Annotated in this window: 13 protein-coding genes and 1 pseudogene; 5 read left to right on the forward strand and 9 right to left on the reverse strand. The window is 57.5% G+C overall.

What is annotated here, in order from left to right; genetic code table 11:
* Nucleotides 1–3: 3 nt before the first annotated feature.
* A complete protein-coding gene (locus AUC60_RS07120) occupies nucleotides 4–849 on the reverse strand; it encodes an AAA family ATPase (protein WP_087265388.1) in 846 nt (281 codons plus the stop codon).
* Nucleotides 850–985: 136 nt separating this feature from the next.
* The gene (locus tag AUC60_RS07125) at nucleotides 986–2053 is read right to left on the reverse strand and encodes a DUF748 domain-containing protein (RefSeq protein ID WP_087265389.1); all 1068 of its coding nucleotides are present in this window, start codon (nucleotides 2051–2053) and stop codon (nucleotides 986–988) included.
* A 135-nt stretch (nucleotides 2054–2188) separates the two neighbouring features.
* Between AUC60_RS07125 and cysK the strand changes: the two genes are divergently transcribed.
* The gene (gene cysK / locus AUC60_RS07130) at nucleotides 2189–3163 is read left to right on the forward strand and encodes a cysteine synthase A (RefSeq protein WP_087265390.1); all 975 of its coding nucleotides are present in this window, start codon (nucleotides 2189–2191) and stop codon (nucleotides 3161–3163) included.
* A gap of 138 nt (nucleotides 3164–3301) precedes the next feature.
* Entirely contained in the window at nucleotides 3302–4240 is a 939-nt protein-coding gene (locus tag AUC60_RS07135; protein ID WP_087265391.1) for an aspartyl/asparaginyl beta-hydroxylase domain-containing protein, read from the forward strand.
* 116 nt (nucleotides 4241–4356) lie between these two features.
* Here AUC60_RS07135 and AUC60_RS07140 read toward each other — a convergent pair whose 3' ends face one another.
* Nucleotides 4357–5259, reverse strand: coding sequence for a DMT family transporter (locus AUC60_RS07140; RefSeq protein WP_087265392.1), 903 nt, complete (start codon nucleotides 5257–5259; stop codon nucleotides 4357–4359).
* Between the two features lie 553 nt (nucleotides 5260–5812).
* Here AUC60_RS07140 and AUC60_RS28455 point away from each other — a divergent pair.
* Together AUC60_RS28455 and AUC60_RS28460 are read left to right on the forward strand one after the other, a co-directional pair.
* A pseudogene (locus AUC60_RS28455) lies at nucleotides 5813–6787 on the forward strand (cache domain-containing protein); the annotation flags it as partial.
* Between the two features lie 180 nt (nucleotides 6788–6967).
* A complete protein-coding gene (locus tag AUC60_RS28460) occupies nucleotides 6968–7693 on the forward strand; it encodes a methyl-accepting chemotaxis protein (protein WP_420800723.1) in 726 nt (241 codons plus the stop codon).
* A gap of 118 nt (nucleotides 7694–7811) precedes the next feature.
* Here AUC60_RS28460 and AUC60_RS07150 read toward each other — a convergent pair whose 3' ends face one another.
* Both AUC60_RS07150 and AUC60_RS07155 read right to left on the reverse strand, forming a co-directional pair.
* On the reverse strand, nucleotides 7812–8999 hold the full coding sequence (locus tag AUC60_RS07150) for an FAD-dependent monooxygenase (RefSeq protein WP_087265394.1): 1188 nt from the start codon (nucleotides 8997–8999) through the stop codon (nucleotides 7812–7814).
* 70 nt (nucleotides 9000–9069) lie between these two features.
* Nucleotides 9070–9549, reverse strand: coding sequence for a MarR family winged helix-turn-helix transcriptional regulator (locus AUC60_RS07155; RefSeq protein WP_238599532.1), 480 nt, complete (start codon nucleotides 9547–9549; stop codon nucleotides 9070–9072).
* Nucleotides 9550–9754: 205 nt separating this feature from the next.
* On the opposite strand from AUC60_RS07155, the gene AUC60_RS07160 reads away from it, so the two are divergent.
* Nucleotides 9755–11032 (forward strand): aromatic amino acid transport family protein, encoded by a 1278-nt coding sequence (locus AUC60_RS07160; RefSeq protein WP_087265396.1) that lies wholly within the window; start codon nucleotides 9755–9757, stop codon nucleotides 11030–11032.
* A 113-nt stretch (nucleotides 11033–11145) separates the two neighbouring features.
* On the opposite strand, the gene AUC60_RS07165 is transcribed toward AUC60_RS07160, so the two are convergent.
* From AUC60_RS07165 to AUC60_RS07180, 4 genes are all read right to left on the reverse strand, one after another.
* Nucleotides 11146–11595, reverse strand: a complete 450-nt coding sequence (locus tag AUC60_RS07165) for a DUF411 domain-containing protein (protein WP_087265397.1) — start codon at nucleotides 11593–11595, stop codon at nucleotides 11146–11148.
* A gap of 200 nt (nucleotides 11596–11795) precedes the next feature.
* On the reverse strand, nucleotides 11796–13391 hold the full coding sequence (locus AUC60_RS07170; RefSeq protein WP_167384324.1) for a gamma-glutamyltransferase family protein: 1596 nt from the start codon (nucleotides 13389–13391) through the stop codon (nucleotides 11796–11798).
* A 31-nt stretch (nucleotides 13392–13422) separates the two neighbouring features.
* Nucleotides 13423–14295, reverse strand: coding sequence for an ABC transporter permease (locus tag AUC60_RS07175; RefSeq protein ID WP_087265399.1), 873 nt, complete (start codon nucleotides 14293–14295; stop codon nucleotides 13423–13425).
* Nucleotides 14295–15239 carry an ABC transporter permease gene (locus tag AUC60_RS07180; RefSeq protein ID WP_087265400.1) on the reverse strand — a complete coding sequence of 315 codons (945 nt, stop codon included), beginning with the start codon at nucleotides 15237–15239 and terminating at the stop codon, nucleotides 14295–14297. The genes AUC60_RS07175 and AUC60_RS07180 overlap by 1 nt, the downstream gene beginning before the upstream one ends.
* Nucleotides 15240–15256: the final 17 nt, after the last annotated feature.

Below are 15256 nucleotides of genomic sequence, written 5' to 3' on the forward strand. Positions count from 1 at the left end.
GAATCAGCGGTTGCCGCGACGGCTCATGAACGCCAGACGCTCAAGCAGTTGTACGTCCTGTTCATTTTTGACCAGTGCCCCGGCCAGCGGCGGTATGGCCTTGGTCGGATCACGCTCGCGCAGCACAGCCTCGCCGATGTTGTCGGCCATCAGCAGCTTCAGCCAGTCCACCAGTTCCGACGTAGAGGGCTTTTTCTTCAGGCCTGGCACTTTGCGCACGTCGAAAAACACGTCCAGTGCTTCGCTGACCAGATCCTTCTTTATATCCGGGTAATGCACGTCGACAATCTGCTGCAGCGTTGCGCGATCCGGGAAGGCGATGTAGTGGAAGAAGCAGCGGCGCAGGAAGGCGTCCGGCAGCTCTTTTTCATTGTTGGAGGTAATGATGATGATCGGTCGGACCTTGGCCTTGATGGTCTCGTCGATCTCGTAAACGTAGAACTCCATCTTGTCGAGTTCTTGCAGCAGGTCGTTGGGGAATTCGATGTCGGCCTTGTCGATTTCATCGATCAGCAGAATGACTCGCTCTTCGGCTTCGAAGGCTTCCCAAAGCTTGCCTTTCTTCAGGTAATTACGCACGTCGTGGACTTTATCCACGCCCAGTTGCGAATCCCGCAGGCGGCTGACCGCATCGTATTCGTAGAGGCCTTGATGGGCCTTGGTCGTGGACTTGATGTGCCAGGTGATTAATTTGGCGCCGAAGGATTCTGCCAGCTGTTCGGCGAGCATGGTCTTACCGGTACCGGGTTCGCCCTTGACCAGCAATGGGCGCTCCAGAGTAATGGCCGCGTTGACCGCCAGCTTGAGATCGTCGGTGGCGACATATGCGCGGGTGCCTTCAAACTTCATCGGTAAATCCTCGGTAAACAATGCGCGGACTATAGCGCGAGGCCTTGGCGACTGTGAATGTGGACCAGATATTCATTGATTGAATGGCGGGGTCGGTGCGCGTCCCCAAGGACCGGATCAAGCCGGGCCTGCGGCGTCATCCCTTGCTGTTGTCATACCGCGCGTTGAACGCCTGCACAAAGGCATTCCTCAGAATCTGCAAAAACGCCTGAAACGCGCTGACATTCTGTTTGTGTACGCTTCCGCTCAGCTCAACCCGAGTAGCAAACTGGTTTTCGCTCTGGTTTTTGAGCACGGTTTCACCGCCGCCGACGACAGCCTCCCAGATGGAGCGGAAAAAGCCTTTATTCTGGTTTTCGACATCCTGCTTCCAGTTGAAAACTTCAACATCGCGCAGCAGCGGTTTGATGTAACCATTCAGCTGGCCTTTATTCGCCTGAGCCTCAATCACAAGATCACCTTGCCCGGCATTGAAGTCGAAGTTGCCATAGGCGGATGCAAAGTCGTTCAAGCGCTTGAGCTGGATGCCGGTGGCACGCAGGCGTAAGTCAAAATCCTCGAAGTTGGTGAACGGATCGAAGGTCGCGGACGCTTCCATTTTGGCGTGACCTTCGAGCAACGCCTTGCCTTCGAAGCGGGCATCCCGATTACCCTTCACGTCCTCGACATTCGTCAGGTTGTAGAGACTGGCGTTGAGCGCGTCGGCCTCGATCTTCACTTTCGGCGTCGTGCTGAAATTGTTGAAGGTGATCTTGCCATCATTGATCCGGACTTCGTTGAGCGTAATCGGCAGCAGCTTGTTGATTTGTTCTTGCCAATCGGTGCCCTGACCTGTCTGTGACGCCTGCTTGTTGTTGCCGCCGTCGACAAAGTTGATCTCCGGCTGAGCGAATATCATCTCGGCGACCACCGCATGGTCGTACCAGAGATGTTTCCAGCTCACGGCCAGATCGATGACCGGGACTTTGACGAAGGGTACAGGCACCTTGCCGTCCACCTTGACGATGTTCAGCCCGTTGATTCTGTAAGCGCCGCGCCACAATGCCAGATCGATATCCGTGACCTGACCGCGGTAATCGCCCATGTCGGCGAGCTTGTCATTGAGGTAGTTGCGGACCATGTAGGGCAGGGCGATATGCACTGCAATCAACAGCACGACTATCCCGGCCAGGGTCCAGAGTGGCCAGCTATAACGACGTTTCATGGCGTGGGTCTCAGGTTGCGATGAGTTGTTGACTCTCTGCGCTGTCATCCGTTCGCTGTGACTGGACGCATACAGGTCATGAGGCATAGGCTTTGATTTTTCCGACCACTGCTGAACGTGCACAAGGACACCGCCATGAGCCGTATCTACGCTGACAACGCCCACTCCATCGGTAACACTCCACTGGTGCAAATCAACCGCATCGCACCCCGTGGAGTCACGATTCTGGCCAAGATCGAGGGCCGTAATCCGGGCTACTCGGTGAAATGCCGGATCGGCGCCAATATGATCTGGGACGCTGAAAGCAAGGGCAAACTCAAGCCCGGAATGACCATCGTCGAACCTACCTCTGGCAACACTGGCATCGGTCTGGCATTCGTTGCCGCAGCGCGAGGCTACAAGCTGATGCTGACCATGCCTGCATCCATGAGCATCGAGCGTCGTAAAGTCCTCAAGGCATTGGGGGCCGAACTGGTTCTGACCGAGCCAGCCAAAGGCATGAAAGGCGCTATCGAGAAAGCCGAAGAGCTGCTGGCCAGCGATCCTGAAAAATTCTTCATGCCAGCCCAGTTCGAGAACCCGGCGAACCCGGCGATCCATGAAAAAACCACTGGCCCGGAAATCTGGAACGACACCGACGGCGCTGTTGATGTGCTGGTCGCGGGTGTTGGCACCGGCGGCACAATCACCGGGGTTTCCCGCTACATCAAAAACACCGCAGGTAAACCGATTCTGTCTGTTGCCGTGGAGCCTCTGGTTTCACCGATCATTACTCAGGCATTGGCGGGGGAAGAGATCAAGCCAAGCCCGCACAAGATTCAGGGCATCGGCGCTGGCTTCATTCCGAAGAACCTTGACCTGTCGCTTGTCGACCGGGTGGAACTGGTCAGTGACGATGAAGCCAAAGCCATGGCTCTGCGCTTGATGCAGGAAGAGGGCATCCTGTGCGGTATCTCGTGTGGTGCCGCCATGGCGGCCGCGGTACGCATGGCCGAAACCCCGGAAATGCAAGGCAAGACCATCGTCGTGATTCTGCCGGATTCGGGCGAACGCTACCTGTCGAGCATGCTCTTCAGTGACCTGTTTACCGACCAGGAGCTGCAGCAGTAAGGCCTGGTTTGCGCTCCGCTGCTTCTTGTCAGGTCGGTGAAGGTTTATGATGCGCGGCTGGCGAACCATCCAGATGATGGTTCGCCTTCACGCACAATCACCACGACAAGATGTACAGCGGTAAGCAAGGAGAGTTAGATGACGTTTTCATTGGCCGCCAAGGTGTCGATCCTGATGCTCTTCGTGTGCAGCACGCTGTATGTGCATTTGCGTGGCAAGGCGCGGTTGCCGCTGTTGCGTCAGTTCGTCAATCATTCGGCGTTGTTCGCTCCTTATAACGCCCTGATGTACCTGTTTTCCCGCGTACCGTCCAAGCCGTATCTGGACCGCAGTGCGTTCCCCGAGCTGGATGTGCTCAAGAATAACTGGCAGACCATTCGCGAAGAAGCCATGCATCTTTTCGATGAAGGCTACATTCGCGCTGCCGAGAAAAATAACGATGCCGGCTTCGGCTCGTTTTTCAAGAAAGGCTGGAAGCGTTTTTACCTGAAGTGGTATGACAAAGCTCTGCCATCCGCAGAAGCGCTGTGCCCGAAGACCGTGGCGCTGGTCAACTCGATTCCCAATGTCAAAGGCGCAATGTTCGCCCTGTTGCCGGGGGACAGCCACCTCAACCCGCATCGCGACCCGTTTGCCGGTTCACTTCGCTATCACCTGGGGCTGTCGACGCCCAACTCTGACGATTGCCGGATCTACGTCGATGGTCAGGTATATGCCTGGCGCGATGGTGAAGACGTCATGTTCGACGAAACCTATGTGCATTGGGTCAAGAACGAGACTGACGTCACTCGCGTGATTCTGTTCTGTGACATTGAGCGGCCGTTGCGAACTCGCGTCATGACCCGCATCAATCGTTGGGTCAGCGCGTTCCTGGGCCGGGCCACTGCGCCTCAGAACACTGACGACGAACGCGTGGGCGGGATCAACCAGGCCTATGCCTGGAGCAAGCGTTTCAGCGATACGTTCAGCGGCAAGGTCAAGCAATTCAAACGCAGCAACCCCAAGGCCTATCGAGTGCTGCGCCCGGTGCTGGCGGTGGTGGTACTGGCGCTGTTGGGATATTGGTTGTTTGGGTGATTCATATCAAAAGATGACGCAGTACCTGTAGGAGCGCACGAGCAACGCGAGGCCGCGATGGCGGTGTGTCAGGCAAGATTCGCCATCGCGGCTTCGCGTCGCTCCTACAAATGTATTCAGTCGCGGCAGGGCATCCGCACTGCCACCGGCCGCAGCACCAGCCACAGCGACGCTGCAATCAGCAAGCCACCATAGATGTGCGCCATCGACAGCGGCTCATCCAGAAGTAACGCTCCCCATAACACGCCAAACGGCGGGATCATGAAGGTCACCGTCATGGAGCTGAGCGGCCCGATGCTGGTCATCAGGCGGAAATACAGAATGTAGGCGAACGCCGTGCACACAAGGCCCAGTCCCAGTAACGATACCCAGACACTGACCCCGCCCCAGCTGGCAGGCGGGTCGGTCAGGACTCGATAGCCGAAGAACGGCAACAGCAACAAGGTTGCGCCGAGCATGCTGCCCAGCGCTGAAAGGCGACTGTCCAGGCCGCCCTGTTGGTCCAGCCAGCGACGAGTCAGAAACCCGGCAAATGCATAGCAAGTCGTTGCCAGCAAGCAGGCGAGGGCACCCATCAGCAGTTCCAGATTGAATTCCACAGGGCCTGCGCGAGTCAGAATGCCGACCCCGACCAATCCCAGGAACACGCCGATGATCTTCACGGCCGAGAGTCTCTCGCTGAAGAACAGGCCGCCCACCAGCACGCCCATCAGTGGCGTCGTTGCATTGAATATTGATGAGTAACCGGCAGGCAGCGTTTGCGCGGCGATCGAGTAAAGCGTTGCCGGCAGCCCCGAGTTGATCACCCCCAGTAACATGCAGGTCTTGAGCTTGCCGCGAAAATCCAGGCGCACGCGCATCAGCAGGAAAATGACCAGCAGGCCAGCGGCGGCAATGGATACGCGGAAGAATGCCGTCGGCACGCTGCCGAGCACCGGCGCAATGATGCGCATAAACAGAAAGCTTGCACCCCAGATGGCAGCGAGCACCAACAGGTTGACGATATCGGCAGGTTTCATGAAAGGCCCTTCTTGGCAGAAGGGCGGCAGTTTTACCGGGAGATGCAATATCTTGCAATGATTTGTGACGGTGTTGTTTCGTATGCGGACTACGCGACGACTTTTTATTCAAGCGTCTTTATCAGCTCATCGTACGACTGTTGATATCTCAGCAGCAGTTCGGGTTTTCTTGTTTACGCATGACGTTCGTCGTTTACATTCAGTGCAACAGTGAATTATCCCTGTTTGATATTTAACTTTTTTTAAAGCCTGCCGAAACAGCGGCTATAGACAGTCCATCAGCTAATACCGCTGTCTAGTGACTTTGTTTTAACGCCAATCTATTGGCTGTTGCTTCTCGATGCCCCGTGGTTCAAGGGCTTCAGCGCGTATGGGGCGATATGAAACAACACGCAACGCTGCTGCATATCGAATGGAGCCCTATCAGGCGTAACCCATTCGTCATGAAAAGAGAGTGACAGTTATCTGTTTTTGGATCCGATTCTGTTGCTGGATTTTATTAAAAACTATCGCACCCCAAAAGACCGGTCTGTGATTGAGAGGAGGTGTCGTAATGACTTTGAAGTTTCGTCATAAAATTCTGCTGGCGGCCTCGATCATCGTGGTATTGGCGTTTGCCCTGTTCACTTTGTATAACGATTATCTGCAGCGCAATACCATCACCAAAAACCTTGAAAACTCTGTGACCCAGGCCGGTGAGCTGACAGCGACCGGCATTCAGAGCTGGTTGAGCGGACGCATTCTGGTTCTGGAAAACCTCGGGCAGAACGTCGCGCGGCAGGGCACTAAAAGTGATCTGGGTGGCCTTGTCGGCCAACCGTCGCTGACGTCGACGTTTCAGTTCACCTACATCGGTGATGCTGATGGCGTTTTTACGCAGCGGCCTGACGCTGAAATGCCGGCTGGTTACGACCCGCGTAAACGCCCTTGGTACACCTCCACGGTGACGGCCGACAAAACGATCATCAGCGCACCTTATCTGGCCTCGGTGGGTGGGTTGGTGGTGACTGTTGCCAGTCCGATCAAAATTGACGGCAAGGTGGCGGGCGTGGCGGGCGGCGATTTGAGCCTGGAAACCCTGGTCAAAATCGTTAACTCGGTAGAGTTCGGTGGCCTTGGGCATGCCTTTCTGGTCAGCGGTGACGGTCAGGTCATCGTTAGCCCGGACAAAGATCAGGTGATGAAAAACCTCAAGGACATCTATCCAGGCCAAACCCTGACACTCGACAAGAAATTGCGTGAGGTCACCCTCAATGGCCAGCAACGCTTGCTGTCGTTCACACCGATCAGTGGCCTGCCGGGTGCCGATTGGTACATCGGTCTGTCCATTGACCGGGACAAAGCCTATGCACCATTGAGCGAATTCCGTACTTCGGCGCTCATCGCTATGGTTGTCGCGGTGCTGGTGATTGCGTTGTTGCTGAGTCTGCTGATCAGCGCGCTGATGCGTCCATTGACTGCGATGGGCCGTGCCATGCAGGACATTGCCCGGGGCGAGGGCGACTTGACCCGCCGCTTGAGCATTCAGGGCAAGGATGAGTTTGCCGAGCTGGGTGGTTCTTTCAACCAGTTCGTCGAGCGCGTGCATGCGTCCATCATCGAGGTCTCCTCGGCGACACTGCTGGTTCATGACCTGTCGCAACGCGTGGAACAATCGTCCAACTCCTCGATTCTGGGTTTTGACGAGCAAAGCGCACGTACCAACAGCGTGGCCGCCGCGATCAACGAGCTGGGCGCTGCCACACAGGAGATCGCCCGCAACGCGTCGGACGCTTCCACTCAGGCCAGTCAGGCTCGCGAGCAGGCGGAAGACAGTCGCGCAGTGGTAGAAAAAACCATCCAGGCCATGACCAGTCTGTCCTCCAAGATCAGTGATTCCTGCACGCAGATTGAAACCCTGAACACCAGCACTGAAAACATCGGGCAGATTCTCGACGTCATCAAAGGCATTTCTCAGCAGACCAACCTGTTGGCGCTCAACGCCGCAATTGAAGCTGCGCGCGCGGGTGAAGCCGGTCGTGGTTTTGCGGTAGTCGCTGATGAAGTGCGTAATCTGGCGCACCGGACTCAAGAGTCTGCCGATCAGGTGCACAAGATGATCGGCGAGTTGCAGCAGGGTTCTCATGATGCGGTCGAGAACATGAACCAGAGTCAGGCCAGCAGCCGCGACAGTGTTGACGTCGCCAACCAGGCGGGCACCCGACTGACCAGCGTCACCCAGCGCATCAGTGAGATCGATGGCATGAACCAGTCAGTTGCGGCTGCCACCGAAGAGCAGACCGCCGTGGTGGAAACACTCAACGTCGACATCAGCCAGATCAACATGCTCAACCAGCAGGGCGTCGCCAACCTCAACGAAACCCTGTCCGACTGCGCCGCGCTGTCGCAGCAGGCAGGGCGTCTGAAGCAGTTGGTGGCAAGCTTCAAGATCTGACCGGTCTATCGGTGATATCAGCGAAGGCCAGTGAGCATTGCAGCTCCTGGCCTTTTTTCACCGCAATGGAAAGTACGCTTGGTGTTCGCGGGCGCTCGATGCGTGTTCTATCAAAGGCTCAGGTTGACTCGTAATCCGGAAGCTCCACCTTCTGCGAATCACGAAGGAATAGATTGGCGAAGGTTTTTCGTATCATCGGCCTGGCTGCAGTGCGCATTGCGCCCCTGAGTAACCTCAGCCCTGCACGGGTGTGAGGCCAGAGCATACGTGGAACAATCTTCGGAACGCCTTGGCCTTCTTTCACGAATGGCCGCATGACCCGCTCGTACGCCGCCATGGCGGATGGAAGATCCTCCGTTCTCGACAACTCGCCTGCCAGTACGTATCCCCCGACAATCGCGAGTGTAGTGCCGATCCCGGACAAAGGAGTCGCGCACCAGGCAGCATCGCCAGTAAGGACAATGCGACCCTCAGACCATCGGTCCATCCTGACCTGTCGAAGCACATCAAAATAGAAATCATCTGTCTTGAACATACCGTCGAGAATGCGCGGGAAGTGCCATCCTGCATTCGCGAATCTTTCCTGCAGGAACTGCTTCTGGCGCTCGGCGCCCCATTGGTTTTCACCTTCGGGCTTCTTCTGCATCCCCATGTAGACATGGACAGTGTTTTCCCGGCCGGGCTTTAGCGTCGCACCAATGCCGCCAACCGTATTGTATTGACGGGCAAACACTCCATCCTCGGACGTCTTCGGGATTGCGAAGTAGGCGATTGTTATATCCATCCACTTCGGCTTGTTCGCACCCGGGAAAATCATTTCGCGGGTGGGTGACCCAACCCCTTCTGCAACGATTACGAGATCGTAGCGATCGCTTGGGCCGTTCTGGAAGTGAACGGTGACACCTGATGCATCCTGTTCCAGCGCCTTGATGGTCTCGTTGAAGCGATAAGTTGCCCGCTGACTTGCTGGTTCGTAAATCATCCTGGCGATGTCGCCGCGCATTATTTCCAGCTCGGCTGTCGGCCCGTCACCCATGTCCTCGACTGCAAACCGCGCGATGGTGTTGTCATGCTGGTCTACCCAGTCTGTGCCTGCCTCGCCGGTGGTCAGGTCGAGAGCTGCTTGCTCCAGCCCCATCTTTTGCAAGACCTGACGACCAGCGCCACGCACGTCGACGTTCTGGCCGCCATCACGAAACAGAGAAGCTTTTTCAATGACGGTCACATCAAAACCATGGCGGGAAAGCCACCAGGCTGTGGTGTTGCCTGCAACACTTGCCCCACTGATGAGGATTCTTCTGGACATGCGGATTCTCCTGTAATCCGCACCTTATATCACGCATGATATAAATAAACATCATGCGTGATATTAAACGCTACTCCTCCAGATTACCGATGAAGCGTTGGAGCAACGCCACGAAAACCGTAGCCTCTTCTGGACTGAAGCCTTCCAGCCCACGTGCATTGGTGTCGAGCAAAACCTGTTTTCCCAATGCCGCTACTTCCTGACCTTGCGCTGTGATGCTCACATTTGCAGCACGCTTGTTTGTGGCAACAACGGAACGCTGGATGAGGCCTGCAGCTTCGAGCTTGTCCAGAGTCGCAACCATTGCGGGCTGTTTGACGGCAGACGCTTTCACAAGGTCGCGCTGAAGCATGGGACCGCGCCAGGCAAGCCACAATAAAGGGCCGAGTAGAGTCAACGAGATACCGTGTTGCCGTAAGGCGGCGTCAGTCGCGCGGTTGAACACGCGTTCCGCGTGATTGGCGAGATAGCCCGGAGCGACGGCGGCTTCCGGGTGGATGTCTTTATCATTCTTCATCGGAACATTTTGTCGGATTTTGAAAGGTTCCACTACCTGTCGCTGGGGATTCGCATCAACGGCGTCGTCCGGTCAGCCTGATCCACGCCTGATCAGGCTCTCCTCGTCCGACAAACCTTTGATTTTCTGGCGTAATCCCGGACAATCGCGCCCCTCTTTTCTGAGGGGACGCGAAACTGCCCAGTTTTTCTGACGCGTCCCTGCCATGTTGTATTAACCGGCACGGAGATTCGACCGGATGAATGATCAGGCCAATAGCGTCGAACAGCGTTTCGATGCAGCCGCTACACCGATTGCGGCGTGGAGTCGTCATGACACCACCTGGATGCTCGGGTTGTTCGGCACCGCCATCGGCGCAGGTACGTTGTTCTTGCCCATCAACGCAGGTATTGGCGGCTTCTGGCCGTTGCTGGCCCTGGCGTTGCTGGCGTTTCCGATGACCTACTATGCGCACCGCGGTCTGACCCGCTTCGTGCTGTCCGGTCGTGACGGTGCGGACATTACGGAAGTCGTTGAGGAGCATTTCGGCAAAAGCGCCGGCACGCTGATCACCGCGCTGTATTTCTTTGCAATCTTCCCGATTCTGCTGATTTACAGCGTGGCGCTGACCAACACCGTCGGCAGCTTCCTTGAGCACCAACTGCATATTCAACCGCCGCCACGTGCCTTGCTGGCATTTGTGCTGATTCTTGGCTTGCTGGCAGTGGTGCGCTGTGGCGAACGGTTCATCGTCAAGGCCATGAGCCTGATGGTCTACCCGTTCATCGTGGCCTTGCTGTTGCTGGCAGTGTTCCTGATTCCGCACTGGAATGGCGGCATTCTCAGCACAGCCACCACGCTGCCGGAGCCTTCGGCATTCCTGCATACCTTCTGGCTGGCGATTCCGGTGATGGTGTTTTCCTTCAACCATTCGCCGATCATTTCTGCGTTTGCTGTTGATCAGAAGCGCATGTATGGCGCTCAGGCTGAAGGTCGCAGTTCGCAGATCCTTGCGCGTGCTCACGGCTTGATGGTGATCATGGTGATGTTCTTCGTGTTCAGCTGCGTGCTGACTCTGTCACCGGCTCAACTGGCTGAAGCCAAGACCCAGAACATTTCGATCCTGTCGTATCTGGCTAACCATTTCAGCAACCCGACCATCGCGTTTGTCGCGCCTTTGATTGCCTTCGTGGCGATTGCCAAATCGTTCCTGGGTCACTACATCGGTGCCAGTGAAGGTTTGAAAGGTATTGTGGTGAGAACCGGTCTGCGTCCAGCACCCAAAGCCCTCGACCGTCTGACTGCCGCCCTGATGTTGGTGGTGTGCTGGGCCGTTGCCACGCTTAACCCGAGCATCCTTGGCATGATCGAAACCCTGGGCGGGCCGATCATTACCGCGTTGCTGTTCCTGATGCCGATGTACGCCATCCACAAAGTCCCGGCCATGCGTCAGTACGCAGGCAAGGCATCCAACGTGTTTGTCGTGGTAGTGGGTGTGGTGTCGATGCTGGCGCTGGTTTATTCGTTGATGCAGTAGTCGTTGGGACGCAATTCCTGTAGGAGCTGCCGAAGGCTGCGAAGCGTTAATCCTGTACACCGCCATTCGCAGCCTTCGGCAGCTCCTACAAGGGTTGTGTCTGCCGGGAAAACTTACTGCGCCGGGTAGTCCGCCACTACCTGCTCTTCACCCGAAGCGGTCAGGCCAATGATCTGGTGAGCGCTTCTGCGATTCCCCGACTCCATACCTGGCGAGCCCATCGGCATGCCGGGTGCGGCGACGCCGATCAGGTCTTTCCGGGCCATGAGCTCACGAATCTCTGAAACCGGCACATGACCTTCGACGAACTTGCCGTTGATCACGCCGGTGTGACATGAGCCCAGTTTCTCGGGCACGCCGAGTTTTTCCTTCACGGCACTCATGTTGTCTTCGGGATGATCATTCACGGTAAAACCGTTTTCCTTGAGGTACGCCATCCACTTGGTGCAGCAACCGCAATTAGGATCGCGGTGCACGTCAATGGTTTGTGGCGCGGCGTGCAGCAGAGTGCTGAAGCCGAGGAGGGCGATCAGGCTGGCCTGTTTGATCTTCGAAAGCGTCATGAGAAATGTGCTCAAGGATGTTCAAAGGGCAAAGGCTACACGGGTTGTCAGGCCCAGAAAACCTTGGCCCTAAATGATGTACGCGGTTCCTTGTGGGAGCAGGGCTTGCCCGCGATGCAGGCGCTGCGGTATTTCGGGCAGACCGCGTTATCGTTTATCGCGGGCAAGCACCGCTCCCACATTTAACCGCGCTTAGTCAGTCAGTAAGCCGCCACTAGCCCATCCTTCCGTGGATCAGTCCCACCCACATACCCATGGGCCGTGCGCTGGATGATCTGTGCGCCACCAAAAGCAAACACGCCACTAGGTTCTTCGACATCAATGTCATGCCCTTTGGCGCGCAGTGCCTTGACCACTTCAGGATCAAACGCACGCTCCACAGCAACCTTCAGACCCGACTCGATCCTCCAGCGTGGTGCGTCGGCGGCGGCTTGCGGGTTCTGTTTGTAGCGCAGGATGCGCATCATCATCTGCAAGTGACCCTGCGCCTGCATCGGGCCGCCCATCAAGCCGAAGGACATCAACGGCGTGCCGTCGGCATTCATCACAAAGCCGGGGATGATGGTGTGGAACGGACGCTTGCGCGGTGCCACGTAGTTCACGTGAGTTGGGTCCAGCGAGAAGCCCGCGCCGCGATTCTGCATGCTGATGCCGGTGCCTGGCACCACAACGCCGGAGCCGAAACCCATGTAATTGGACTGGATGAACGAGATCATCATGCCGCTTTCATCGGCTGCTGACAGATACACGGTGCCGCCGGGTTTTGGCGAGCCGTGCCCCGGATTAGCGGCCTGATCGGTGACCAGTCCGGCGCGCTCCATCAGGTACGCCTTGCCCAGCAAATCCTCGGAAGGCACACGCATGTGATCGCTGTCGGCGACGTGTTCGTCGAGGTCAGCCAAAGCCAGTTTCATGGCTTCCAGCACCGGGTGAACGGTTTCAAGGCTGTCCACCGGATGCTCGCCCACGCCCAGCGCTTCGAGCATGGTCAGGCCAGCCAGTGTGGCGATGCCCTGGCCATTCGGTGGCAATTCGTGAACCACGGCCCCGGCATAAGGCACTGACAGCGTGTCGATCCAGTCTACGGTATGCGTCGCCAGATCATCGAGGCTCATGACGCTGCCATTGGCGTTGGCATGGGCGATGATGGTTTCAGCCAGTTCGCCACGGTAGAAAGCTTCGCCTTTGGTTTGTGCAATCAGTTCCAGGGTGCGGGCGTGATCCTTGAGCTGGATTTTCTCCCCGGCCAGCGGCGCCTTGCCATCCGGCATGAAGCACTCGGCGAAACCCGGCTGATCCTTGAGCAGTTGCGAACCGCGTTTCCACAGCTCGGCGATGATCGGCGTGACCTGATAGCCGTCACGGGCATAGCCAATTGCCGGTTCAGCCAGGGTCGCGAAGGGCAGCTTGCCGTAACGCTCGGACAACTCGACCCAAGCGGATACCGCACCCGGCACGCTGACCGCAGGCCAACCACGTTGTGGCATCTGCTTTTGCCCAGCGAAGTACTCGGGCGTCCAGGCTTGCGGCGCACGACCGGAAGCGTTCAAACCTTGCAGCTTGCTGCCGTCCCAGACGATGGCAAAGGCATCGCTGCCGATCCCGCAGCCGGTAGGTTCAACCACAGTCAGCACCATGGCCGCAGCGATGGCGGCGTCGACCGCATTGCCGCCCTTGCGCAGCATGTCCAGCCCGGCCTGAGCGGCCAGTGGCTGGGAGCAGGCGACCATGTTGCTGCCCATCACTGGCGAACGTGCCGAAGCGTAAGGTTGGCTGTAATCCAGATCATCGAACATAAGCGTTTCTCTTTGGCAGAAAACGAAAGGTTTAGCCTTTGGGGTCCAGCGCATCGCGCAGGCCATCACCCAGCAGGTTGAAACACAGGACCGTGATGTAGATCGCCACGCCGGGCGCAATCGACATCCACGGAGCCTGCTCCATGAAATTCTTTGCAGTATTGAGCATCGAGCCCCAGGACGGCGAGGGCGGTTGCTGGCCCAGACCGAGGAAGGACAAGCTGGCTTCAGCCAGAATCGCCGAAGCGATGGTCAGCGTCGCTTGCACCACCAGCGGCGACATCACGTTGGGCAGCACGTAACGCAGGATGATCCAGCGATCCGGCAGACCGATCGCACGAGCACCTTCCAGATAATCCTCGTGCTTGATCGACAGCACCTGGCCGCGAGTCAACCGGGCGAAAATCGGCATGGCAGACAGACCGATGGCGATCATCGCGTTGGTCAGGCTTGGGCCGAGAAAGGCGCCCAGCGCGATGGCCAACACCAGAAACGGACAGGACAGCAGCGCTTCCATGACCTGCGAAATGATCATGTCCAGTTTGCCGCCAAAATACCCGGCCAGCAGGCCCAGCGGCACGCCAATACACATGGCGATGGCAACCGAAACACCACCGGCCAGCAGCGAACTGCGGGCTCCATGCAGCAAGCGTGAAAACAGATCACGGCCCAGTTCGTCGGTGCCCAGCCAGTAGATCAGCGAGGGCGCTTTACGCACGGCGAGGAAGTTGGCTTTGAGCGGGTCGTGAGGCGCAATCCAGGGCGCCAAAAGGGCCGCCAAAATAAACAGTAGCAACACCGCCGCGCCAATTACCGCGCCTTTGTTGGCGAGGAATTTCTTCAGGAACGGTGAGCGACTGCGGGGCAGGATCGCGCTGTGCGGGAGGCTGGCAATAGCGGTCATCAGGCTGTCCTCAGACGCGGGTTGATCAAGCGGTAAAGCACGTCGGCCAGCAGGTTCAGCATCAGGAAGCCAATCGCGACACACAGCACCACGCCTTGCACCACGGCGTAATCACGGTTGAACACCGCATCGACGATCATCTTGCCGAAGCCCGGAATACTGAACACCTGTTCCGTCAGCACTGCGCCGCCGAGCAGTTCACCGAACAGCAAGGTCGTGAGCGTGACGATGGGCATCAACGCGTTGCGCAACGCATGCTTGAGAATCACTGTGCGCGGGAACAACCCTTTGGCCCGTGCAGTACGCACGTAATCGGTACGCAACACTTCGAGCATGGCGCTGCGGGTGTGGCGCATGAGAATCCCCGACAACCCGGCACCCAACACGAACGCAGGCAGGATCAAGGTCTTCAGGTTTTGCCCGAAATCCTCGCCCATGGGCACGAAACCGGAGGCGGGCAGCCATTGCAGTTTCACCGCGAAAATCATGATCAGCAGAATGCCCAGCCAGAAGTGCGGAATGGAAATCCCTGACAGCGCCACGACGTTGGCTCCGTAATCCACGGCGGTGCCCTTGCGCACCGCCGAGATGATCCCGGTGGGAATGCCGATCAGCAGCGCGATCAGCAAGGCCAGTACCGCCAGTTCGATGGTCACCGGCAACTTGGACGCCAACAGCGTGGTCACCGGTTGCTCGGTGCGCAGCGAGGTGCCGAAGTCACCGGTCAGCACGTTGCCGACCCAGTTCAGGTACTGCATCGGGATCGGGTCATCGAGCCGGTACTTGTCGCGCAGGTATTCCATGACCGCCGGATCGCGTTCTTCCCCGGCCATGGCCAGCACCGGGTCACCCGGCAGCAGCTTCTGCAGGGTGAAAACGAACAGCGAAACCAGAATCAGCGTCGGGATCGAGCTGAGCAGGCGTCGCAGGATGAACATCAGCATGCCGGAACCTCGCAGGT

The sequence above is a fragment of the Pseudomonas caspiana genome (assembly GCF_002158995.1).
GTDB classification, from domain to species: domain Bacteria; phylum Pseudomonadota; class Gammaproteobacteria; order Pseudomonadales; family Pseudomonadaceae; genus Aquipseudomonas; species Aquipseudomonas caspiana.

What these genes read in the sequence shown, in the direction of transcription:
- AUC60_RS07120 (WP_087265388.1), bottom strand. Translation starts at nt 849, where the DNA reads ATGAAGTTTGAAGGCACCCGCGCATATGTCGCCACCGACGATCTCAAG.
- AUC60_RS07125 (WP_087265389.1), bottom strand. Translation starts at nt 2,053, where the DNA reads ATGAAACGTCGTTATAGCTGGCCACTCTGGACCCTGGCCGGGATAGTC.
- cysK (WP_087265390.1), top strand. Translation starts at nt 2,189, where the DNA reads ATGAGCCGTATCTACGCTGACAACGCCCACTCCATCGGTAACACTCCA.
- AUC60_RS07135 (WP_087265391.1), top strand. Translation starts at nt 3,302, where the DNA reads ATGACGTTTTCATTGGCCGCCAAGGTGTCGATCCTGATGCTCTTCGTG.
- AUC60_RS07140 (WP_087265392.1), bottom strand. Translation starts at nt 5,259, where the DNA reads ATGAAACCTGCCGATATCGTCAACCTGTTGGTGCTCGCTGCCATCTGG.
- AUC60_RS07150 (WP_087265394.1), bottom strand. Translation starts at nt 8,999, where the DNA reads ATGTCCAGAAGAATCCTCATCAGTGGGGCAAGTGTTGCAGGCAACACC.
- AUC60_RS07160 (WP_087265396.1), top strand. Translation starts at nt 9,755, where the DNA reads ATGAATGATCAGGCCAATAGCGTCGAACAGCGTTTCGATGCAGCCGCT.
- AUC60_RS07165 (WP_087265397.1), bottom strand. Translation starts at nt 11,595, where the DNA reads ATGACGCTTTCGAAGATCAAACAGGCCAGCCTGATCGCCCTCCTCGGC.
- AUC60_RS07170 (WP_167384324.1), bottom strand. Translation starts at nt 13,391, where the DNA reads ATGTTCGATGATCTGGATTACAGCCAACCTTACGCTTCGGCACGTTCG.
- AUC60_RS07175 (WP_087265399.1), bottom strand. Translation starts at nt 14,295, where the DNA reads ATGACCGCTATTGCCAGCCTCCCGCACAGCGCGATCCTGCCCCGCAGT.
- AUC60_RS07180 (WP_087265400.1), bottom strand. Translation starts at nt 15,239, where the DNA reads ATGCTGATGTTCATCCTGCGACGCCTGCTCAGCTCGATCCCGACGCTG.